Annotated in this window: 23 protein-coding genes; 8 read left to right on the top strand and 15 right to left on the bottom strand. The window is 42.2% G+C overall.

Annotated elements, in window-relative coordinates; all coding sequences use genetic code 11:
• Positions 1 to 299: 299 nt before the first annotated feature.
• The 4 genes from pyc to glsA all read right to left on the bottom strand — a co-directional run bounded on the left by pyc (position 300) and on the right by glsA (position 6,546).
• Entirely contained in the window at positions 300 to 3,746 is a 3,447-nt protein-coding gene (gene pyc, locus NYE56_RS07575; protein ID WP_019712514.1) for a pyruvate carboxylase, read from the bottom strand.
• 74 nt (positions 3,747 to 3,820) lie between these two features.
• Entirely contained in the window at positions 3,821 to 5,032 is a 1,212-nt protein-coding gene (gene ftsW / locus NYE56_RS07570; protein ID WP_024573207.1) for a cell division protein FtsW, read from the bottom strand.
• Between the two features lie 205 nt (positions 5,033 to 5,237).
• Positions 5,238 to 5,519, bottom strand: a complete 282-nt coding sequence (locus NYE56_RS07565; RefSeq protein ID WP_003245286.1) for a YlaN family protein — start codon at positions 5,517 to 5,519, stop codon at positions 5,238 to 5,240.
• A gap of 97 nt (positions 5,520 to 5,616) precedes the next feature.
• The gene (gene glsA / locus NYE56_RS07560) at positions 5,617 to 6,546 is read right to left on the bottom strand and encodes a glutaminase A (protein WP_003232263.1); all 930 of its coding nucleotides are present in this window, start codon (positions 6,544 to 6,546) and stop codon (positions 5,617 to 5,619) included.
• A gap of 102 nt (positions 6,547 to 6,648) precedes the next feature.
• Here glsA and NYE56_RS07555 point away from each other — a divergent pair, with 102 nt between their 5' ends.
• Positions 6,649 to 7,134, top strand: a complete 486-nt coding sequence (locus NYE56_RS07555; RefSeq protein ID WP_003245279.1) for a hypothetical protein — start codon at positions 6,649 to 6,651, stop codon at positions 7,132 to 7,134.
• Positions 7,135 to 7,136: 2 nt separating this feature from the next.
• Here the strand turns inward: NYE56_RS07555 and NYE56_RS07550 are convergent, their stop codons facing one another.
• Positions 7,137 to 8,465, bottom strand: coding sequence for a PhoH family protein (locus tag NYE56_RS07550; protein WP_003245272.1), 1,329 nt, complete (start codon positions 8,463 to 8,465; stop codon positions 7,137 to 7,139).
• Positions 8,466 to 8,619: 154 nt separating this feature from the next.
• Between NYE56_RS07550 and NYE56_RS07545 the strand changes: the two genes are divergently transcribed.
• Complete coding sequence (locus NYE56_RS07545) at positions 8,620 to 9,249, top strand: YhcN/YlaJ family sporulation lipoprotein (protein WP_003232269.1); 630 nt, start codon at positions 8,620 to 8,622, stop codon at positions 9,247 to 9,249.
• 82 nt (positions 9,250 to 9,331) lie between these two features.
• Complete coding sequence (locus NYE56_RS07540) at positions 9,332 to 9,541, top strand: YlaI family protein (RefSeq protein ID WP_003232271.1); 210 nt, start codon at positions 9,332 to 9,334, stop codon at positions 9,539 to 9,541.
• Between the two features lie 55 nt (positions 9,542 to 9,596).
• On the opposite strand, the gene NYE56_RS07535 is transcribed toward NYE56_RS07540, so the two are convergent.
• Together NYE56_RS07535 and typA are read right to left on the bottom strand one after the other, a co-directional pair.
• Positions 9,597 to 9,914, bottom strand: coding sequence for a YlaH-like family protein (locus NYE56_RS07535; protein WP_003232274.1), 318 nt, complete (start codon positions 9,912 to 9,914; stop codon positions 9,597 to 9,599).
• A gap of 56 nt (positions 9,915 to 9,970) precedes the next feature.
• Positions 9,971 to 11,809 (bottom strand): translational GTPase TypA, encoded by a 1,839-nt coding sequence (gene typA / locus NYE56_RS07530; RefSeq protein WP_003232278.1) that lies wholly within the window; start codon positions 11,807 to 11,809, stop codon positions 9,971 to 9,973.
• Positions 11,810 to 11,921: 112 nt separating this feature from the next.
• Between typA and NYE56_RS07525 the strand changes: the two genes are divergently transcribed.
• Both NYE56_RS07525 and NYE56_RS07520 read left to right on the top strand, forming a co-directional pair.
• Complete coding sequence (locus NYE56_RS07525) at positions 11,922 to 12,110, top strand: YlaF family protein (RefSeq protein WP_133954360.1); 189 nt, start codon at positions 11,922 to 11,924, stop codon at positions 12,108 to 12,110.
• 272 nt (positions 12,111 to 12,382) lie between these two features.
• The gene (locus tag NYE56_RS07520) at positions 12,383 to 12,994 is read left to right on the top strand and encodes a hypothetical protein (protein WP_021479358.1); all 612 of its coding nucleotides are present in this window, start codon (positions 12,383 to 12,385) and stop codon (positions 12,992 to 12,994) included.
• 39 nt (positions 12,995 to 13,033) lie between these two features.
• Here NYE56_RS07520 and sigQ read toward each other — a convergent pair whose 3' ends face one another.
• From sigQ to NYE56_RS07500, 4 genes are read right to left on the bottom strand one after another with little or no spacing between them, the layout of a single operon-like run.
• Positions 13,034 to 13,327 carry an anti-SigP sigma factor SigQ gene (gene sigQ / locus NYE56_RS07515; protein WP_341283681.1) on the bottom strand — a complete coding sequence of 98 codons (294 nt, stop codon included), beginning with the start codon at positions 13,325 to 13,327 and terminating at the stop codon, positions 13,034 to 13,036.
• Positions 13,324 to 13,845: an RNA polymerase sigma factor YlaC gene (ylaC, locus tag NYE56_RS07510; RefSeq protein ID WP_335449234.1), complete on the bottom strand. Its 522-nt coding sequence runs from the start codon at positions 13,843 to 13,845 to the stop codon at positions 13,324 to 13,326. The genes sigQ and ylaC overlap by 4 nt, the downstream gene beginning before the upstream one ends.
• On the bottom strand, positions 13,845 to 14,114 hold the full coding sequence (locus NYE56_RS07505) for a hypothetical protein (protein ID WP_123373530.1): 270 nt from the start codon (positions 14,112 to 14,114) through the stop codon (positions 13,845 to 13,847). Before NYE56_RS07505 ends, ylaC begins: the two co-directional genes overlap by 1 nt.
• Complete coding sequence (locus tag NYE56_RS07500; protein ID WP_341283680.1) at positions 14,104 to 16,044, bottom strand: hypothetical protein; 1,941 nt, start codon at positions 16,042 to 16,044, stop codon at positions 14,104 to 14,106. Before NYE56_RS07500 ends, NYE56_RS07505 begins: the two co-directional genes overlap by 11 nt.
• Before the next feature lie 284 nt (positions 16,045 to 16,328).
• Between NYE56_RS07500 and nprE the strand changes: the two genes are divergently transcribed.
• Positions 16,329 to 17,894 carry a neutral metalloprotease NprE gene (gene nprE, locus NYE56_RS07495; RefSeq protein WP_003245026.1) on the top strand — a complete coding sequence of 522 codons (1,566 nt, stop codon included), beginning with the start codon at positions 16,329 to 16,331 and terminating at the stop codon, positions 17,892 to 17,894.
• A 351-nt stretch (positions 17,895 to 18,245) separates the two neighbouring features.
• Positions 18,246 to 19,160 carry a class I SAM-dependent methyltransferase gene (locus NYE56_RS07490; protein WP_268555266.1) on the top strand — a complete coding sequence of 305 codons (915 nt, stop codon included), beginning with the start codon at positions 18,246 to 18,248 and terminating at the stop codon, positions 19,158 to 19,160.
• A gap of 77 nt (positions 19,161 to 19,237) precedes the next feature.
• Here the strand turns inward: NYE56_RS07490 and NYE56_RS07485 are convergent, their stop codons facing one another.
• The 3 genes from NYE56_RS07485 to NYE56_RS07475 form a co-directional block, all read right to left on the bottom strand.
• Positions 19,238 to 19,666, bottom strand: coding sequence for a GNAT family N-acetyltransferase (locus NYE56_RS07485; protein ID WP_076457950.1), 429 nt, complete (start codon positions 19,664 to 19,666; stop codon positions 19,238 to 19,240).
• Positions 19,667 to 19,691: 25 nt separating this feature from the next.
• The gene (suhB, locus tag NYE56_RS07480) at positions 19,692 to 20,489 is read right to left on the bottom strand and encodes an inositol-1-monophosphatase (RefSeq protein ID WP_014476703.1); all 798 of its coding nucleotides are present in this window, start codon (positions 20,487 to 20,489) and stop codon (positions 19,692 to 19,694) included.
• Between the two features lie 139 nt (positions 20,490 to 20,628).
• Complete coding sequence (locus NYE56_RS07475; RefSeq protein WP_009967148.1) at positions 20,629 to 20,817, bottom strand: hypothetical protein; 189 nt, start codon at positions 20,815 to 20,817, stop codon at positions 20,629 to 20,631.
• 239 nt (positions 20,818 to 21,056) lie between these two features.
• Between NYE56_RS07475 and NYE56_RS07470 the strand changes: the two genes are divergently transcribed.
• A complete protein-coding gene (locus NYE56_RS07470) occupies positions 21,057 to 21,695 on the top strand; it encodes a YktB family protein (RefSeq protein WP_015252167.1) in 639 nt (212 codons plus the stop codon).
• A 32-nt stretch (positions 21,696 to 21,727) separates the two neighbouring features.
• Here NYE56_RS07470 and NYE56_RS07465 read toward each other — a convergent pair whose 3' ends face one another.
• Positions 21,728 to 21,994, bottom strand: coding sequence for a UPF0223 family protein (locus tag NYE56_RS07465; protein WP_341283679.1), 267 nt, complete (start codon positions 21,992 to 21,994; stop codon positions 21,728 to 21,730).
• Positions 21,995 to 22,155 lie beyond the last annotated feature (161 nt).

Raw genomic sequence — 22,155 nt, 5'->3', positions numbered from 1 at the left:
CGGTCTGTCCCCTTTCTCATCGTTATTATAGAAATTTCATATGGATCTATAGTCCGCGAACATAAATATTAAAGCCTTTTGGCCATTGGAAAATCAGATAGTGTTTAAAGAAATATGCATGGACTACTACAAAGCATCTAAAAAATTGGTGGTATATAAGCCTCTTTTTATTTTGTGCTTGTGACAGTACTCTATAATCTCTGAAGTCCCCTTATATCTCTTTTAACCATCTGTTTCACTCCACATTTTCTATATAAAAAACAAGAGTGTATATCATTGATATACACTCTTGTTTTTTTTTATGCTTTTTCAATTTCGAGAAGCAGATCTCCCGTTTGGATCGGCTCGCCATTTTTCACATGAACCTGCTTGATTGTTCCTGAGAAAGGCGCCTGAACCGTTGTTTCCATTTTCATCGCTTCATTAATCATCAAATGATCACCTTTATTGACTTTTGTGCCTGCTTCAGCCAATACCTTAATAACGGTTCCAGGCATGGAAGCTGCGATGTGGCTTGGATTTGTCCGGTCTGCTTTCAGCCTTTCCTGAACGGAAGACTTAATGCTTTCATCTTTAATGACTACTTCACGCGGCTGCCCGTTGAGTTCGAAATAAACGACGCGAGTGGCGTCAGGCTGAGGCTCACCGATTGAAATCAGCTTAACGATCAGCGTTTTGCCGCGCTCAATTTCAACTTCTATCTCTTCACCTAATGTCATACCGTAGAAGAATGTCGGTGTATCTAATACCGAGATGTCTCCATAGCTTTCTGTCGTTTTCACATAATCAGTGAAGACTTTAGGATAAAGGGCATATGCCACAGCATCCTGATCTGAAATTTCCAAGTTATGCTGCTCTTTAAATTCCTGTTTGATCGCTTCAAATGACACCGGCTCAAGCAGTTCGCCCGGTCTGACTGTAATCGGCTCCTGTCCTTTTAAGATCAGCTTTTGCAGTTTTTCCGGGAATCCGCCATGAGGCTGGCCGATATTTCCTTTAAAAAGCTCCACGACAGAATCAGGGAAATCTAAAGATTCACCTTTTTCGTAAACGTCTTTTTCAGTGAGATTGTTTTGCACCATGTAGAGTGCCATATCTCCGACTACTTTTGAGGAAGGCGTTACCTTGACGATGTCACCGAACATATCGTTCACGCGTCTGTACATTTCCTTGACTTCGTTCCAGCGGTCGCCAAGGCCTACTCCCTTGGCTTGCTGCTGCAGGTTGCTATATTGGCCCCCTGGCATCTCGTGCTCATATATTTCAGTATGCGGAGACTTCATTCCGCTTTCAAATTCACTATAATATTTACGCACCGACTCCCAATATTGGGACAGCAATTCAACGCCTTGGACATTCATTTCCGGACGGCGGTCGTTGCCTTCCATCGCATGATAAAATCCGCTCGCGCTAGGCTGTGACGTTAATCCCGCCATTGAGCTGACCGCCACGTCTATGATATCAACGCCGGCTTCAACAGCTTTTGCATACATATAAATACCGTTTCCGCTCGTATCATGTGTATGAAGGTGAACCGGAATGTCGATCGTTTCTTTCAACGCAGAAACAAGTTCATATGCAGCCTGCGGTTTTAACAGCCCTGCCATATCTTTAATCCCGAGAATATGGGCTCCGGCCGCCTCAAGCTCCTTCGCCATCGATGTATAATAAGCAAGATCGTACTTCGTCCGGTTCTTGTCAAGGATATCTCCCGTATAACAAATCGCAGCTTCTGCCACTTTTCCGGTATCCCGAACGGCATCAATGGCTAACGTCATCCCTTTTACCCAGTTTAAGCTGTCGAAAATACGAAACACATCAATACCGGATTGAGCTGATTGCTTCACAAATTCTTTAATCACATTGTCCGGATAATTCGTATAGCCGACCGCATTTGATGAGCGAAGCAGCATCTGGAATAAGGTATTCGGCACTTCTTTGCGAAGATCTTCCAAACGCTTCCACGGATCTTCTTTCAGGAATCGGTAGGCTACATCGAAGGTCGCGCCTCCCCACATTTCCATACTGAATAGTTCAGGCCATAACGCAGCCGTCGGATTTGCGATTTTTTTCAAATCATGCGATCTGATTCTAGTTGCCAATAACGATTGGTGGGCATCCCTGAATGTCGTATCAGTTAAAAGGACAGATTTCTGCTCCTTAACCCAATTTGCAAGCCCTTCAGCACCTTTTTCATCGAGAATTTGCTTTGTTCCTCTGGCAGGCTGCTGATCAACGTCTACCTTTACGCTTAACGGTTTGTCAAACGCCGGTTTTTCTTTTTTCCCGATTCCGGGGAAGCCGTTTACTGTCACATTGCCGATGTAAGTGAGCATTTTCGTTCCGCGGTCTTTTTGTTTAGGGAAATTAAATAATTCAGGCGTTGTATCAATGAAAGACGTATCATATTGCCCTGTCAGGAACTTCTCATGCTTTGCAACGTTCTCAAGGAACGGAATGTTCGTTTTTATGCCTCTGATTCTAAACTCCTGAAGGTTTCGCACCATTTTGGCAGCTGCCTGTTCAAACGTTAAAGCCCAAGTTGAAAGCTTAACGAGAAGCGAATCATAGTATGGTGTGATCACGGCGCCCTGGAAGCTGTTTCCGGTATCAAGACGGACACCAAAACCGCCGCCTGAGCGGTAAGCCATGATTTTTCCTGTATCAGGCATGAAATCATTTTGCGGATCCTCAGTCGTAACCCGTGACTGAATGGCATAGCCGATTGTAAAAATGTCCTTTTGCTCAGGAATATTTACTTTTTTGCTGTGAAGGCTGTGCCCTTGGGCAACAAGGATCTGAGTTTGAACAATATCGACACCAGTAATCATTTCTGTTATCGTGTGTTCAACTTGTACGCGAGGGTTTACTTCAATAAAGTAGAACTCGTTGTTTGCAACAAGGAATTCGACCGTCCCCGCATTTATATAGTTTACATTTTTGGCAAGCGCAACTGCCGCCTCACAAATTTGGTCCCTTAATTCAGGTGACAGCGAGACACTCGGCGCCACTTCAATGACCTTTTGGTGGCGTCTTTGAACGGAGCAATCCCTCTCAAAAAGATGGACGACATTTCCCTGCTTGTCTCCAATGACCTGAACCTCAATATGTTTCGGATTCTCAATTAATTTTTCTACATAAACTTCATCATTGCCAAAGGCTGCTTTCGCCTCTGATTTAGCACGCTCATATGCTTCTTTAACTTCACTTTCAGATCTGACAATCCGCATACCGCGGCCGCCGCCGCCAAGCGAGGCTTTAATGATGATCGGATAACCGTTAGCTTGTCCAAATTGTTCGACGGCTTCAAGCGTTTCGGCAGGACCGTCGCTTCCGGGAATCACAGGGATTCCGGCTTTTTCTGCCTGCTCACGCGCTTTTACCTTGTCACCAAACATATCGAGATGCTCGGATTTTGGACCAATGAATACGATGCCTTCTTCTTCACATCGTCTCGCAAAATGAATATTTTCAGATAAGAAACCGTATCCCGGATGAATTGCATCGACTTTGTTTCTTTTCGCAATATCAATGATACCTTCAATATCCAGGTAAGCATCAATCGGTTTTTTCCCTTCACCGACCAAGTATGCTTCATCCGCTTTGTACCGATGGTAGGAACCGGAATCTTCTTTTGAATAGACCGCAACTGTTCGAATATTCAACTCGGTACACGCCCGGAATATTCGGATTGCAATTTCTCCCCTGTTTGCTACTAATACTTTTTGTATCGATTGCTGAGACAAACTTTTCTCCCCCTTACCCGAATGGAATATAATCTATCATAGCGGAATATCCTTCCCCTGTACACACTTGTTTTTTACTGATAAACAGTTTTTTTGAGCTGTTTCTTTTTCATTCCCTTCGGCGCCAAGGGCTCTTTCTTTTTCTTATTCTCTGAATATTTCACAAACATGCTGATATTCGCTAATATCCCCATACTCCCCAGCAGCAGCACCAAAGAAGAGCCCCCGTAACTGATAAATGGCAGCGTAACCCCTGTAATCGGAATTAATCCGCTGACACCGCCAAGGTTAATAAACGACTGGATGGCAATCATGCTTGAAATGCCGATCGCTAGAAGACTTCCAAACGGGTCCTCGCATTTTCTGGCAATATAAAAACCTTTTATGACGACAAAACCCAATAAGAAAATCACAAACAATACCCCAAAAATGCCGAGCTCTTCAGCAATGACAGCCATAATAAAGTCAGTGTGTGATTCAGGCAGATATCCGTATTTTTGGATACTTTCACCGAGCCCTAGGCCGAAAATGCCGCCTGAGCTGATCGCATAATAAGAATTGATCACTTGCAAACCTGATGAATTTGCATACTTAAATGGGTCTTCAAGACTCTCAAAACGCGCCAAACGGCCTTTAGTTAAAATTTGATCCTGATTTAAATAGAGAATCGGGCTGACTAAAATTAAAACAATTCCGCCGAGCAAAAGCAGCCTCACCAGCGTCTTTCCGCTGAATCCGGAGCACAAGATCATGCACGTCGCAATTAACCCTATAATCATGGCTGTACCGAAATCTGGCTGCATGGCAATTAACCCGCAAATCACAAGCGTCATGACTACCGGAGGAGCTACACCAGTTAATAGATGGTCAATATAGCTTTGTTTTTTGGCATATACGGCTGCGAGGTATAAAATCACGACCAGTTTCACAAACTCCCCCGGCTGAATACTCATTCCGCCGATTTTAAACCAGCTCTGCGCGTTTCCGGCAACATGCCCGAAAACAAACAGTGAGATAAGCGCAAGAACAGATACAAGCAGTATCCCCTTCTGAAACTTTTGATGGGCCAGTGCCTTGTAAGGAAACAACGCCATGAGAATAAATAGAGCGCCACCCGCAATTAAAGCAAACAGCTGCCGCATGAAGAAAAAATTACTGCTTACTCCATACCGGGAGACAGCCGTAATCATACTTGAGCTGTATACCATCACTAAACCGAATCCGCATAATAAAACGATTGCGAATATCAGTGAGTAATCATAAGATTTTAGCATTTTTTTTAACATAACATCCTCTTCCCTGCTTCTAACTTCCATTATCTATGGTTTTTATGTATTTATCTTTTTTATTTTACTACAATTTATCAAACGAGACGAAGAATCTCTATACGATTCGGAAGGAATGTGTAAAAAAAGACCGTCTTTTATGAGATGAGAGAAAAATAGCAGTTATAAAAAAACCCAAACTGTTAATAAGTTTGAGTTTTATCATTTATTTAGCTGTAAACGCGTCATGTAAAGCAGACAATTCGCGTTCCAATGTGTATAAAAGGTCTTTACCGTCTTTTTCATCAACCAATCCCAGGCGGACAGCAAAATCGATTTCCCTCGAAAGCCCGAACATTTGAGTATCTAAAACCTCTTCATATAGAGGACATTGAGGCATCGTTAAGTTATCCATTTGTACTCGGATCAGCTTCAAAATCTTCTCAGCGTCCACTTTTAAGAGTTCAAAAGCTTTTTGCCGATGGTCAACTATCATCTCTGAAGCCAAAAGTATCCCTCCGTTCCCCAGGCGAGTACCTAATTCTTCTATTTATCATAAAGGGTATCAACAGAAAATGCAAGAGGATTTAAGCATATGACATAAATTAAAAAATACTCAGCCTGTACATCTCAGACATTATTTCCAAAAGCTTTACACCTGCAATGCTGTTCCCTTTTTCGTCTAATGCGGGGCCGAATATGCCGATCCCGAAATCGTAAGGCGAAATGCCCATAATCCCGCCGGATACGCCGCTTTTCGCAGGAATTCCGACCTTAATTGCGAATTCCCCGCTTGCATTGTACATTCCGCACGTCACCATAAACGTTTTGCAAATTCTAGCGACATCTTTTGAGATGACTTGCTCCCCAGTCTCTGGATGTCTGCCGTTCAATGCAAATACAGATCCGATTTTCGCTAAATCCAGACTGTTCATCTCAATCGCGCATTGTTTCGTGTATAAATCCATTACTGCTTCTACATCATCTTCAAAAATGCCGTACTGCTTCATATAATAACACATCGCCCGATTAATCATTGAAGTGCTGTATTCAGATTCAGCCACTTCCCGGCAGTATGTAATCTCTTGGTTGTTTGTCAGCCTTCTGATAAAAGAAAGCAAATAATCAAGTCTCTCTTTCACCGTTCTTCCTCTTATCAGACTTGTCACTACCAATGCCCCGGCATTAATCATAGGGTTTAACGGCTTGCTCGGATTCACTGTTTCGAGCTTTATAATTGAATTAAACGGATCACCGGTCGGCTCCTGTCCAACATAACTGAAGACCTTATCTTTGCCGTATTCCATTAACACCAAAGCAAGGGAAAGGACTTTCGATATACTTTGAAGCGTAAATGTTTTTTCTACGTCACCTGCTGACAGACAAACATTATTGGAATAATAAATCGCCACTGACAAGTCGTGTTTATCAGCTTTTGCCAAGGCGGGAATATAGCTGGCTACCTCCCCCTTGTCCGTTACTTTTTTCGCCTTTTTCACTAAGGCTTCAAGCTCATCATTATGCCGGCATACCATGCAAACACCCTCGTTCCCTCAGCATTTCAATACACATAATTTGTACACAAAGTGACAATTCATGCGAAAACTTTTATAATTTTGAGAGAAGGGGGTCATATCATGAGCGTTATCCAAGTAAAAGGCAATGTTACATATCCAATTACCATTGATCCAAGCGTATGGATTTTTGATGATCGCAAATTTTCGTTTGACCGCAAAGGGGACAGTCAAGACACATATTTACAATCAGCCGGGGATGAATCAGACCTTGATCCGGAACGCGTCATCAGAGAGGGGCGAATCGCGCCGCCTACATTAAAGACGGAAAAGCAATATGAGAAGCAAAAACTGATGAACGGCAGTTTCGCTATGAGACTTGGGACTGTCCTGAAAAATGCTGAGCCGAACAGCTCTGCGACACAATGTGTATTTGTCACAAGTTCGGGAAAGGCCGCCGTTTCTCTGGAAACCGCTCTGAACAGTATTGTCCATTTCAGTGAGGCAGGCAAGCCGATTCAAGAAGGCGGCCCCGTGCATATTTACTTTGAGGACCCGGTTCATCACAAACAGCCGATTACCGATGTAAAAGAGATCGAAATCATTTAATGTTACAGCAAATCAGCTGCGAGCTGGGCGAGACCTGATCTCTCACCTTTTAACAGCTTCACGCTGCCTGAGATGGGTTGTCCTTTAAACCGCTCAACCACATAGGCCAAACCATTGTTCAGACTGTCTAAATATGGGTGATCAATTTGTTCAGGGTCACCCATTAAGACAATTTTACTGCCTTCACCGACTCTCGTCAGCAAAGTTTTCACCTCATGCCTGGTCAAATTTTGCGCTTCATCAATGATAATAAATTGATCTGGAATGCTTCTCCCTCTGATATAAGTCAGCGCCTCTACCTGGATTGAGCCAATTCCCGCCAAAATAGCATCAAGCTCCCCTGGTTTTTTCGCATTAAACAGAAACTCTAAGTTGTCAAAAATCGGCTGCATCCAAGGCTTTAGCTTTTCCTCTTTTTCGCCTGGCAAATACCCGATGTCCTTGCCAACAGGAACAATCGGCCTTGCGACGACCAGCTTTTTGTATATTCCCAAGTCTTCTGTCTGTAATAGCCCTGCCGCCAAAGCTAAGAGCGTTTTGCCGGTTCCCGCTTTGCCGATTAGGGTGACAAGCGGAATATCTTCCCGCAGCAAAAGCTCTAATGCCATTGTCTGCTGTACATTTTTCGGCCTGATTCCCCATATATGTTCATCATCAAATACGAGTCTTTTTAATACCGTTCCGGTTTTGTCTGCAATTCCGACTGCCGAGGAGGACCCTCCTAGCTCATCCTTCATTAAAGCAAACTGATTCGGATAAAACGCATGCTGTTTCACATCGTTTACTGAAATTTGATTTTTCCCGTAAAAAGAGCTGAACAGCTGCTGGCTGATATATAAATCTTTATAGCCGCTGTACATTTCATCATTGTCCACAACACGGTCATTCAAGAAATCTTCAGCAAGCAGTCCGATTGCGTCGGCTTTAACCCTGACCAGTACATCCTTACTGACAAGGATAACCGGCCTGCCATTTTCCTTGGTTTCTTCCTCGAGGCTCAAGTTTTTCGCAACGGCTAATATGCGATTATCGTTCGTCTTTTCAATAAAGATCTCTTGCAGCTGGTGAAACGAACGATGATTCAGTTCAATTCTCAGTGTGCCGCCGGTGTCAAGCGGTACATGCTCATGCAGCCTGCCCTTTTGTCTTAGCGCATCGATTAGCTTAGATACGTGCCTTGCATTCCTCCCAACTTCGTCCATATACCGTTTTTTTGAATCAACCTCTTCTAAAACGACAGCAGGGATGACAACCTCATTTTCTTCAAAAGAAAATATCGCGTTAGGATCCTGTAATAACACATTCGTATCTAACACATAAATTTTACTCAAGTCTCAGCCTCCTGATATAAGGGTCAAAGTTCTTCCTGCTTCTCTTTTGATGAAAAAGGTGAATGCCTGCTAAAATATATGTTTTTGTGCATAAAGATAGAAGGTTAATTCAACAATAAAATTAATGAAAGCATTTTAAGGAGGGAACCCGCAAGTGCGAATTCTTTTCATTATCATACAGCTGACACTTATCCTGTCCGCTTGTGCCTATCAACAAGGAAAACAGGGCCAGAATGTTGAAAAAGAATCAACAAGACAGCAGGAGACTAAACCGATTCACGTAAAGGACACAACTCAAGAAACAAAAGACAATGGAACAAGAACGGATATTGCCAAGCATCTTGTCAGCGTTGCTGAAAAAAACCCCGACGTCAAGGATGCAACAGCCGTTGTGCTGGGGGGTTATGCTGTTGTTGGGATTGATGTCGATGATACTTTGGACAGAAGTAAAGTGGAAACCATTAAATATTCTGTAGCTCAGGCGCTAAAGAATGATCGATATGGCGCTAACGCAGTGGTCATTGCTGATCCCGATACGGTCAGCCGCCTTCGTGAAATGAGCAGAGAAATCAGCGAGGGCCATCCGGTAACAGGCATACTGGATGAATTAGCTGCAATTGTCGGCCGAGTGCTTCCCGAAGTGCCTAACGACGTGATTGACAATGAAGACGAACCGCAAACAAAGCAGCAAAATGACCAATTAAATAGAAAACAGCAGCAGGAAATGGAGAAGGAGCAAAACGATCAATCTGATCATCATATGAAAAAGAACAACAATGACTAAGCTATAGCCTTGCGCTTTAGCTTTTTCTTATTTTGGACAGCTTCTGATCCGTGCTATAATACATGTTAGTGAAAGAGGTGATATGATGAGGGTCAAATGTTCTATTTGCGATAAAATTGAAACAATTGATGATGATACCCTGATCGCGAAACGGCTTCGAAACCGCCCGATCCATACATATATGTGCCAGGAATGCCACGATCGGATTGCCAAAAAAACAGAGGAACGGCTGAAAACGGGAAAATTTACTTTTCACCCGGGACAGCAGAAAAAAGAAAAAGTCAAAAAATAAAGCGGCCGCTTAACCATACAGAACACAAAAAAGACTCAGCTTTCAGCTGAGTCTTTTATGATTTTGCAGACTGTCCTTTTTTCGACTGATACAGCCGGATTTTGTAAATGATTAAAATCAGCGCAGCGACGACCAATCCTTCTGCCACGGGCAAAAACACCCCTAAAAAAGTCAAAACAGTGCAGCCCAACGCCAAAAATACATACACCACTGCAGATTTTAATACAGGAAGCCGTTTAGCAAATCCAAGTTTAAATACAATAACGGCCAACACAAAAATCGTGCCGTACAGCAGCCACATGCCTGCCGCAGGCTGCCGGTCTACTTGATATAGAGCGGCGAAGAACGACAGACGTTCGCTTACGTCATTCAAAAAGATTCCCTCCCCTGTAAACGTACGGGTTCTATCTTTTCAAATTCTGCACGAGATTAAGACAATCCTGCTGTTTTTTTCTTTTTAGCTGCTTTTTCACGTTCGTTCTTATTGAGAATCTTCTTTCTTAAACGGATGGATTCAGGTGTTACTTCACAATATTCATCTTCGTTTAAGTACTCTAGAGACTCCTCAAGAGACATGATGCGCGCTTTTTTAATTGTAGTTGTCTGATCCTTTGTCGCAGAACGGACGTTTGTTTGCTGTTTCATTTTGCTGACGTTAACAACAAGGTCATTGTCACGGTTATGCTCTCCAACGATCATTCCTTCGTATACTTCAGTACCCGGCTCAACGAAGATGACACCGCGGTCTTCAATTCCTTGAATACCGTATGATGTTGCTTTTCCATTTTCCATTGACACAAGTACACCTTGACGGCGTCCGCCGACTTGGCCCGCCTGCATCGGCTGGTAGCTGTCAAACGTATGGTTCAAAATACCGAATCCGCGTGTTAATGATAGGAATTCTGTAGAGTAACCGATCAATCCGCGGGAAGGAACTGTAAAGATGAGACGGACTTGGCCGTTTCCGTTGTTGATCATATCAACCATTTCGCCTTTGCGGGCACCCATTGATTCCATGACAGAGCCAGTATGCTCTTCAGGAACATCAATTTGCACACGTTCAACAGGCTCACAGCGTACGCCGTCGATTTCTTTGATAATAACTTCAGGTTTTGACACTTGAAGCTCATAGCCCTCACGACGCATATTTTCAATCAAAATTGACAAGTGCAGCTCACCGCGTCCTGAAACAACCCAAGCATCAGGAGAAGCTGTTGGCTCAACACGCAAGCTCACATCCGTCTGAAGCTGTGATTGAAGACGCTCTTCGATTTTGCGGGCCGTTACATATTTGCCTTCACGGCCTGCAAACGGACTGTTATTCACGACAAATGTCATTTGAAGTGTCGGCTCATCAATGCGAAGCACCGGAAGCGGATCTTGATGGTCTACAGGACATACCGTTTCACCAACGTTGATATCTTCCATCCCGGAAACCGCAACGAGGTCTCCCGCTTTTGCTTCTTCAATTTCCACACGCTTTAAGCCTTGGAAACCAAAAATCTTTGTAACACGGAATGACTTTGCCGTTCCGTCAAGCTTCATAAGAGAAACCTGCTGTCCGACTTTCATTGTGCCGCGGAATACGCGTCCGATTCCGATACGGCCTACATAGTCGTTGTAGTCAAGAAGGGCAACTTGGAATTGAAGCGGCTCCTCTGCATTATCAACAGGTGCCGGAACATGCTTAATAATGGTTTCATATAAAGCTTCCATGTTTTCATCCTGTTGTTTCGGATCAAGACTCGCTGTTCCATTAATCGCGGAAGCATATACCACTGGGAACTCGAGCTGCTCTTCATTAGCATCAAGCTCAATGAACAGATCCAGAACTTCATCGATAACTTCCTCTGGACGAGCAAAGTCACGGTCAATTTTGTTTACAACAACAACAGGGTTCAGGTTTTGCTCAAGAGCTTTTTTCAGAACAAAACGAGTTTGAGGCATACAGCCTTCATATGCGTCAACGACAAGCACTACGCCGTCAACCATTTTCATAATCCGTTCTACTTCTCCCCCAAAGTCTGCGTGTCCAGGGGTGTCCAAAATATTGATACGTGTATCTTTATAGTTAATCGCAGTATTTTTCGCCAATATTGTAATGCCGCGTTCGCGTTCAAGATCATTAGAGTCCATTGCGCGTTCAGCAACCTGTTCGTTGGCACGGAACGTACCAGCCTGATGTAAAAGCTGATCGACTAGAGTCGTTTTCCCATGGTCAACGTGGGCAATAATCGCGATGTTGCGAAGATCATTTCGAAGTTTCACTTTTTCATCTCCTAAAAAAATTAGATAACTTTCATATTATATCACACATCCTCTTTAAAAGCGTCACGTTTTTCTGTAAACTTAATATAAGACGTAAAAGGGGATGGAAATTATGAAAAAAACGAATTGGCTCTTACTATTATTTGCATTTGCAGCGGTTTTCAGCATTATGCTGATCGGCGTCTTTATCGCTGAAAAAAGCCCTGCAGGCATTATCGCCAGCATTGTACTTGTTTGCGCTGTCATGGGCGGCGGATTTACATTAAAAAAGAAAATGCGCGAACAAGGCTTGCTTGATTAAAAGCATTGCCCCGCCGGCGACATTGTAATCAAAAAACACCGCAAAGAAAGCGGTGTTTTTCATTTCTTTAAGCCTTATCTCCCCTGTTTCTTAGTCAGGAAGATGCAAAACAGCCTTCATACATAGACAATCGTTCTAACGATCACATGTGCAGCCTTCAAAAAGTAGTTCGGCAACGATACACATAAAATACCATAGCGCCTATTCCTCCACCGGAGACTACTCCCTATAATGGAATTTGTTGCACAATTCATAAAAGGGAGAGAAGAAACATGAAGAAAACATTTGTAAAAAAAGCTATGTTAACGACTGCCGCAATGACCTCAGCTGCTCTATTAACGTTCGGTCCTGATGCAGCCAGCGCAAAAACACTGGTTGATAACACTGCTGTTCAACTCCAGCATCAGGCGAGCACTAACGAAGATCTCAATACATTCATTGATATATTAAATCAATGTATATACGAACAAGACGGTGTATATTATTTTGACAGCGAAAAAGCTGTCGAGTTAGGAATGACAAAAGAAGAGGCTCAGGTAATTGCTACACTCTGGGAATCGACATCAGAATTTTTCAGCATTGTTTCACAATGTGTGTATCTCGAGGATGGAAATTACAAATTTGATACAGAAAAAGCAGTTGAACTTGGCTTCACAGAAAAAGAAGCACTTGCACTTGAACAATTTTTCTCCGCTGTTTCTCTCAAGATTCACATTCTTCAAGCAGCCATTGTGCTACAAGATGATGTGTACAGCTATGATAAAGACGCAGCGCTACAAGCAGGTGCAACGCCACTGCAAGCTGACGTTTATGAAAAACTCTTCAGTGCCATGTCACAAGAACAGCTTGCCGCTATTTACGATATGATTCATCCCCAGGCTTAATGTAAAAAAGCGCTTGCCGGAATCGGACAAGCGCTTTTTTTATATCAGCAGTTTGATGATCAGCATCATGGCAACCGCCGCTCCAAACCAGCAGGCAGCTTTCATGATCAGTAATCCATAGTACCTCTGTTTAAATCGCAGTTCTTCATCCGGCAGAAAAGCCTCCTCAACGGCCTGTTCGCTTTCCAATTCAAATGGCTCAGCCATCGTGTTATACATGTCTCTGCAGCTGCTGCACATTTTTAAATGCTCTTCTATAACGTGTTCCGTTTCTCTTTTACAATCACCTTCAAGATACAGAGGAAGCAGGTCTCTTACTAGAAAGCAGGTCATATCCGCTCCTCCTCTCTACTTTTCGTCATGTTTTTCTTTAGCTCTAATCTAGCCCGGTGCAATGTGGTTTTCACCTTAGAAAGACTCCATCCTAATATCTCAGCGATTTCTTCATAAGAAAGCTCTTGGAATTCTCTTAAAATCAAAACGGATTGATGCTGATCTTTTAACTTCAGGAGCTCCTGCCGCAGTGTTTCACTTTTTACAGTCCGTGACAGATACTGTTCAGGCTGCTCATAAGTTGTTTGCGTTAACCCTTCATTTTTGCTGATATCAGTAAATTGGTATTTGACATCCCTTCGGTACCAATTGATAAAGGTATGATGCGCAATGGTGTAGAGCCATGTTCTGATGGAAGAATGCCCCCTAAACGAAGCCAGACCGTTAAGAGCTTTCACAAACGTGTCCTGCGCTAAGTCCTTGGCTGTTTCAAGATGATGAGTCCTTCTGAATAAATAATTTAAAATTTCTTGATAATACTGCCGATACAAGTCCTCAATGGAATTCCTATGCTTCATTAAAAGTAAAACCACACCGTCATCCAAATGGCCAATAAAATGAAACAGATATACATGGAAGACAGGTATACTTTCATATATCTGATTTGGCTTTCTTCTTCAGCACCGGGACTTCTCTTTAAACAAGTTTTACTCTTTAAGTCTTCCGCATTCTTTTGAAATTGGGATTCATGCTGTTTCATCCATTCCATTGATTCATCCTCTAGCTCTCCTTCTTTATACAGGTCGTATAAGTCTAAAAAAACAGACTCTTTTTCTTTATGATTCATAAAGACTTTTCACCTCTTGTGTTTCTCCATCCACTACATAGGCATCATGGCGATTTGAACCAAACGGCTGAATAATGATCAGCCATGCATAATGCCGTTCACCCTCTCTTTGAACGATAATCGGACGCATACGCTTTTTGTAAATAACATCCTGATATAGAGAAGCTACCTTTTCGTAAGCCAATGTTCCATTACGATATGTATAGGGGAATGACTGATCAGGTGTATCGCTGTATACATAAACGTTTAGCTGACCTTGATCTTCAAAAAACTCATATGTTTTAGAAGAATCAGTATACATCACCATGTCACTCTGACTGCTTTTTTTCTTCTTTTCTGATCCACGAGCATCGAAGATCGATAATATCTGATGCTGCATCCGGCTGTTAGCCATTGAAATATTCTTTTTCATCGGAAGCGAAAGACTATGTAAACAACCGGATTCGCCCTCAAATTCCAAAACAATTCCACCTTTTGTTTCAACTCTCACCATGCTTCCGAGCAGGCTATTGCTTTCAATATCAGTGATCTGATAAGGCTGTTTTGAGATGTTCAGTGCTCTAAACATTTGTTCCACTTTGTCTTGAATGTCTTGTTCTGTTATATGAACATGCAATAGAGAGTCAAGCTGGTAAATCGATGGATCTTCACTAAAACCCATTAAGGTTTCCTTTTCCCAATAAAATACCGCGCCATCATCAGCATGATCTTTTTTATGAAGCTGGTTTTTCAGGTATATGCGTACGACTGTCTGGCCGTCCTCATTTGATACCTTTGTTTCGATATGATCCTTATGTAACACACGTCCGTGTCGCTCAAGGAAAGCGATGGACTTTCGCTTGTACTCCTGATTCGTTAGCTTTTTCCCATGCGCTTTTTGTAAGTATTCATAATTACGAATCAGCTGCGATACTTCATCTACCTCAGCTTTATAACTCTTGCTTTCAAATGAGTAGAAATAATGCACATCCATGTTTGTATCGTGCAAATAAAGTGTTTCATCCGTAGGAAAAAATGACTTTAGTATCTGTTCCGCTTTTTCTGATGAAATGTGCTCCCCGACAAAATTGAATGAATCATGGACATTTGCTGGCTTTGATACAGCGAAAGCAGCCGTTCCTATGTTATATATCGGATTTAACAGCAGGACAAAAAACACCATGACAGCCATCGTCACCCACTTATTCACACGCACATAAACCTTTCCTGACTTTTGGAACAGATGATAGTTCATCAAAAATCCCGCCATTGCCAAATAAATCGTATATGGCATTACTGCACCATAATCTTTTGAGATTTGATTGGGATATGGCGCAAGCAGCAAGACAAGCAGTCCGATAATCAGCGTATAAAATAAGCCTAGTAAAATCTTATTTGTTCTCCAATACAGCTTGAAAAACACAACATTCAACACAATAGAAAGAGTAATAATGAAAAACAGAAACACGAATGCAATTGGCTCGACTCCATCCGGATTTTCCTTCCAATACGTAAAGAAACTGAATATCATTTGTACGATTGGCAAACTGACAACGGCAAGGTCGAACGTATAAAACTTACCCTTTCCACCATGATCACGCGGCATCAACATATAGTGAAAAGCCGTCAGCAGCACATATCCGTATAACAAAAAATGCAGCAGCGGCAGCAGTTCTTTTCCGTCCTCTCTTAAGTAAGCGCTGGTGAAGTTTGTTGATTGCACCTGGTGAATAAGTTCAACAGACACTCCCGCCAGCAGCACAATCCGCAACATAACACCCGCCAAGAACATTGTGCGCTGCCGGTTTATTTTGGGATGATGCACCAAAAGATATAAGCCCGCCAGAACAACAATTGACCATTGAATCAGCAGGGTGCTTTGTCTGCTTAATATAAAATAACGTTCGAAATGCAATACATAATGACTGAATAACTCCAACACGAACAACAATCCTTTACTTCTTATTAAGGCCTCATTCGGTTAGACAGCGGACTTTTCAAAAAGTTTCAAGATAAAACAAAAATATCTCATCTTCCCCTTGATATGTAAAAAACATAACTCTTGAATGAACCATCACATGACACTTGACTCATCTTGATATTATTCAACAAAAACAAACACAGGACAATACTATCAATTTTGTCTAGTTATGTTAGTTTTTGTTGAGTATTCCAGAATGCTAGTTTAATATAACAATATAAAGTTTTCAGTATTTTCAAAAAGGGGGATTTATTGTGGGTTTAGGTAAGAAATTGTCTGTTGCTGTCGCTGCTTCGTTTATGAGTTTATCAATCAGCCTTCCTGGTGTTCAGGCTGCTGAAGGTCATCAGCTTAAAGAGAATCAAACAAATTTCCTCTCCAAAAACGCGATTGCGCAATCAGAACTCTCTGCACCAAATGACAAGGCTGTCAAGCAGTTTTTGAAAAAGAACAGCAACATTTTTAAAGGTGACCCTTCCAAAAGGCTGAAGCTTGTTGAAAGCACGACTGATGCCCTTGGATACAAGCACTTTCGATATGCGCCTGTCGTTAACGGAGTGCCAATTAAAGATTCGCAAGTGATCGTTCACGTCGATAAATCCGATAATGTCTATGCGGTCAATGGTGAATTACACAATCAATCTGCTGCAAAAACAGATAACAGCCAAAAAGTCTCTTCTGAAAAAGCGCTGGCACTCGCTTTCAAAGCTATCGGCAAATCACCAGACGCTGTTTCTAACGGAGCGGCCAAAAACAGCAATAAAGCCGAATTGAAAGCGATAGAAACAAAAGACGGCAGCTATCGTCTTGCTTACGACGTGACGATTCGCTATGTCGAGCCTGAACCTGCAAACTGGGAAGTCTTAGTTGACGCCGAAACAGGCAGCATTTTAAAACAGCAAAATAAAGTAGAACATGCCGCCGCCACTGGAAGCGGAACAACTCTAAAGGGCGCAACTGTTCCTTTGAACATCTCTTATGAAGGCGGAAAATATGTTCTAAGAGATCTTTCAAAACCAACAGGCACCCAAATCATCACATATGATTTGCAAAACAGACAAAGCCGCCTTCCGGGCACGCTTGTCTCAAGCACAACGAAAACATTTACATCTTCATCACAGCGGGCAGCCGTTGACGCACACTATAACCTCGGTAAAGTGTACGATTATTTTTATTCAAACTTTAAACGAAACAGCTATGATAACAAAGGCAGTAAAATCGTTTCTTCCGTTCACTACGGCACTCAATACAATAACGCTGCATGGACAGGAGACCAGATGATTTACGGTGATGGCGACGGTTCATTCTTCTCTCCGCTTTCCGGCTCATTAGATGTGACAGCGCATGAAATGACACATGGCGTCACCCAAGAAACAGCCAACTTGATTTATGAAAATCAGCCAGGTGCATTAAACGAGTCTTTCTCTGACGTATTCGGGTATTTTAACGATACAGAAGACTGGGACATCGGTGAAGACATTACGGTCAGCCAGCCTGCTCTTCGCAGCCTGTCCAACCCTACAAAATACAACCAGCCTGACAATTACGCCAATTACAGAAACCTTCCAAACACAGATGAAGGCGATTATGGCGGTGTACACACAAACAGCGGAATTCCAAACAAAGCCGCTTACAATACCATCACAAAACTTGGTGTATCTAAATCACAGCAAATCTATTACCGTGCGTTAACAACGTACCTCACGCCTTCTTCCACGTTCAAAGATGCCAAGGCAGCTCTCATTCAGTCTGCCCGTGACCTCTACGGCTCAACTGATGCGGCTAAAGTTGAAGCAGCCTGGAATGCTGTTGGATTGTAATATTAGGAAAAGCCTGAGATTTCTCAGGCTTTTTTTCGTTACATATCTTGATTACTCTCTTCAGCAGCAATGACGAAAAGATGCTGCCATGAGACAGATCGGCTTCTGATTTGCAAAAAGAGGGATGCAGCCGCAAGTGCGCATTTTATAAAAGCTAATGATTCAGTCCACATAATTGATAGATGAATTCTGCTACAGGTCAGGTGGCTATGTGAAGGATCACGCGTACAGTTAAGAGCAAAAACATTGACAAAAAAATTTATTTATGCTAAAATTTACTATCGATATATTTGTATGTATAATAAGATTCTCCTGGCCAGGGGAATCTTATTTTTTGTGGAGGATCATTTCATGAGGAAAAATGAGTCCAGCTTAACGTCTCTAATTTCAGCTTTTGCCCGTGCATATCACAGCCGATATGACACACCTCTTATTTTTGATGATTTTATCGCAAAAGATCTCATTAACGAAAAAGAGTTTATCGATATCAGTAAAAATATGATTCAAGGAATATCGTTTTTCAACAAAGAGATCGCCGAACGTCTTCAAAATGATCCTGAAAAAATATTAAAATGGGTTGCACAAATCCAGCTGTCTCCCACGCCCCTAGCACGTGCTTCTTATTGTGAAAAAGTCTTGCACAACGAATTAATGCTGGGAGCAAAACAGTATGTCATTCTTGGAGCGGGGCTGGATACTTTCTGCTTTCGGCATCCAGAATTAGAAAACAGCTTACAGGTTTTCGAGGTTGACCATCCGGCTACACAGCAATTCAAAAAAAATAAGCTGAAGGATGCAAATCTGACAATTCCGGGTCATCTTCATTTTGTTCCTATGGATTTCACCAAAACGTTTTCGTATGATCCTCTTTTAGATGAAGGATTTAAGAACACAAAAACATTCTTCAGCCTTCTCGGAGTGTCTTATTATGTAACACAGGAAGAAAATGCAAGCTTGATCAGCAATTTATTTTCTCATGTCCCGCCTGGAAGCTCTATTGTTTTTGATTATGCGGACGAAACACTTTTTACAGCAAAAGGGACGTCGAATCGAGTTGAACATATGGTGAAGATGGCTGCCGCAAGCGGGGAACCGATGAAATCATGTTTCACTTATCAAGAGATTGAACATCTGTTAGAGTCATCTGGTTTACTGATCTATGAACATCTATCACCAGACAACATCAATGACCTTTTCTTTAGTAATCGAAAAGACAATTTGTCAGCGTTTGAAACGATTCATTATATTCATGCGGTAAAAAAATAATTTTCAAATCATCAGAAGCCTCTCAATGTTTGAGAGGCTTTTTATTGAACCCGCATGCAGCAAATAAGCTGCCGTTATCATACGGCAGCTTCTGCTAAAGGCTTCACCAAGATCATAAATGATTTGCCTTTCTCATCTTTTTCCGTTTTCAGCTGTTCAAAGCCGCATTGGCTTAAAAACAGTATCCATTCACTGCGCTCAATGGGAACTCCCGCAAACATCGCTTTGTGTTTGGCTCTAAGCAATTTGCTGATCTGTTCAATGATCATCTTCGCATGTCCCTTTTTTTCTTCAGCCGGGTCAATCAGGACCGTTCCGAGCCACGGCTTACCGTTTGAAGGAGACCACTCGAGATGGTAGCTGACGGCAACAGGCAGACCGTCTTTTTCCCATACAAGCCATGCCCCGTTGTACATGGAATAGGAGATGATATAGTCTTGTGCATCTTTATCTCCAAACTCCTCCTCTTTCCATACAGGATGAGCCTCCGCGAGCTTTTCTAACAAGCTGAGATCATCCTGCTCAAATGGCCTACTTCCCAGCATGAAGATACTCTTCAAATATCGTTTTATGTATAGATGGGTTTCCGGCTAGCACACTGTGGTTTTCTAAAAAGGTAAACGGCTCTCCTTCAATGGTCGTATAGATGCCTCCTACTTCATTTAACAGCACACAGCCGGCTGCGTAGTCCCATGGCGCAAGACGCATCGTGATGTAAGCATCTATTCTTCCTGCCGCGACATTTGCCAGCTCTAAAGCGGCAGAACCGTATGAGCGTGTGCCTCTGACTCTTTTCACAAGTGGCGCTAACACACTTTGATCAATTCTTCTGTTTTCCGTTACCCATGTTGCATTAATGGCAAGAATCGCTTCTTCAATGACGGTTTCTTTTAAAGGAGCCAGCTTCGTTTCATTCATATAAGCCCCTCTGCCGCTAAATGCGTGATACAGCTCATCGTGCACCACATCATAAATTAAACCGATTTTCCCTTCACCGTTTTCAAAAATCCCAATGGAAATCGCAAAATTTCTTTGCTGGTGCACAAAATTCATCGTCCCATCAATTGGATCAATAATCCATACGACTCCCTCAAGTGAGTGGATTTTGTCTCCTTGCCCCTCTTCACCGAGTATCCGATGTCCCGGAAATGTTTCTTGAATTCGATCAATGAAAAACTTTTCGGTTTCTTTGTCAATATTGGTGACTAAATCATTCGGATTTGATTTCGTTTCAATTGTCAGGCTTTCATGCATGGATTGTTTAATTCTCGCGCCTGCTTCTCTTATCCATTTCTTTGCAATCTCATCAATTTCCGTCCAATTTGTCATTCGTTCGTACCTCTCTTCTATGTAGACCTTTTATTTTATAGGATACTGATAACGGCAATGAAAAAGCAAGGAAAATGAAAAATATCCCTTCTCACGTAAAAACGAACCATTCATGCGGTTCGTTTTCACTATCGCTTTTTTACCCGTTAAGACGAATCCATTCTTTTCTAAGTCGCTCAAGTTTGTTTTTGCTTTGTTCAATCTGCTCTTCATTTTCTTTCTGCATTGCTTCATATAGGGTTGCCAATTCATAATCAACCTCTAGTCTCCAGACAGCAACACGATTGTTTTTCTCTTCCTTAAATCCCTCTTTTACAACTTGCCTCATTGTCTTTCGCCCCTTCCAGAGATCATTTGTTTGTAAAAAAGCATCCCATTTTGCCATTCAACAATGATTACTTCTTATATCGTATGATTGTTCTATTTACGCGCAACATGATTCTGAAAATTGTGTGTTTACCTATTCGTTTATTACCACATTTCCCCTTACTTCAAACGCACTCAATCTTTTTGAAGCTCGTATGAACTGTGATAAAATATGTATACTTAGCATGAAGGAGGAAAATCATGACACAAATGCGTTTCACTGAAGAAGACTTTAACACATTTACAATAGAAGGCTTAGACGCGCGCATGGAAGTATTAAAAGAGACGGTCCGTCCGAAGCTTACAGCTCTAGGCGAACATTTTGCCCCAACTTTATCAGCTTTAACCGGAGATGAAATGTTTCCGCATGTGGCAAAGCATGCAAGAAGATCCGTCAATCCCCCTGCTGACAGCTGGGTGGCGTTCGCAAACAGCAAAAGAGGCTATAAAAAACTGCCGCATTTCCAAATTGGTTTATGGGAAAGCCACGTTTTTGTGTGGTTCGCGATTATTTATGAATCCCCTATTAAAGAAGAATACGGCAAATTGCTTGAAGTGAACCAAGAAACCATTACGAAAAATATCCCTGACAGCTTCGTTTGGTCTGCAGATCACACAAAACCGGGAGTACATAAACAGTCTGAAATGGACAAGGAACAGCTGAAGACACTGTTTGAGCGTTTGCAGACTGTAAAGAAAGCTGAGCTGTTATGCGGCATCCAGCTCCAAAAAGAAGAAGTGCTGAATATGAATAACCAGGAATTCCTTCAGCGTATCGACGATGCCTTTAAGCAGCTTGCTTTTCTGTACCGTCTCACCCAAAAAGTATCACAAGCATAAAAAAGAGCCGGGATATCCCCCGGCTCTTTTTCTTACATCTTAATCTTCGCGTGATCAGATTCTCTCGCCTGTTTGACCGTGCGATAAGAAGAATATGTACTTTGTTCCTCAAACTCGCCGCATAGCTTTTTTTCTTCGGCCTTCCCCGGTACAATTTCCTTGAAACGGCGGTAAGCTTTAAGCAGTTCTTCACGATCCGCTCCTTTTTCATATGCAAGCTCAACCTGCTGGAAAAATGCAATCACATCCACTGCTTCTTCGGTTGTCCAATCTTCATTCATCGGATATTGATACTCCATTTTCTTCACTCCTTGTAGATTTACTTCCCTTAAGAGAAAGCATCTTCATTTGATCATAAATTGTTCTTTACATTCTTTCAAGTTCATAATATAATTCATTTGTTTTACGTCTAAAAAACGGTTGAGAAACTGATTTTAATACACACTATTATGCATAGGTA

The organism is Bacillus sp. FSL R5-0603 (assembly GCF_038050295.1).
Taxonomy (GTDB): domain Bacteria; phylum Bacillota; class Bacilli; order Bacillales; family Bacillaceae; genus Bacillus; species Bacillus subtilis.
Note: the sequence above shows the minus strand (reverse complement) of the source record. Positions and strands in the feature narration are given on the sequence as shown.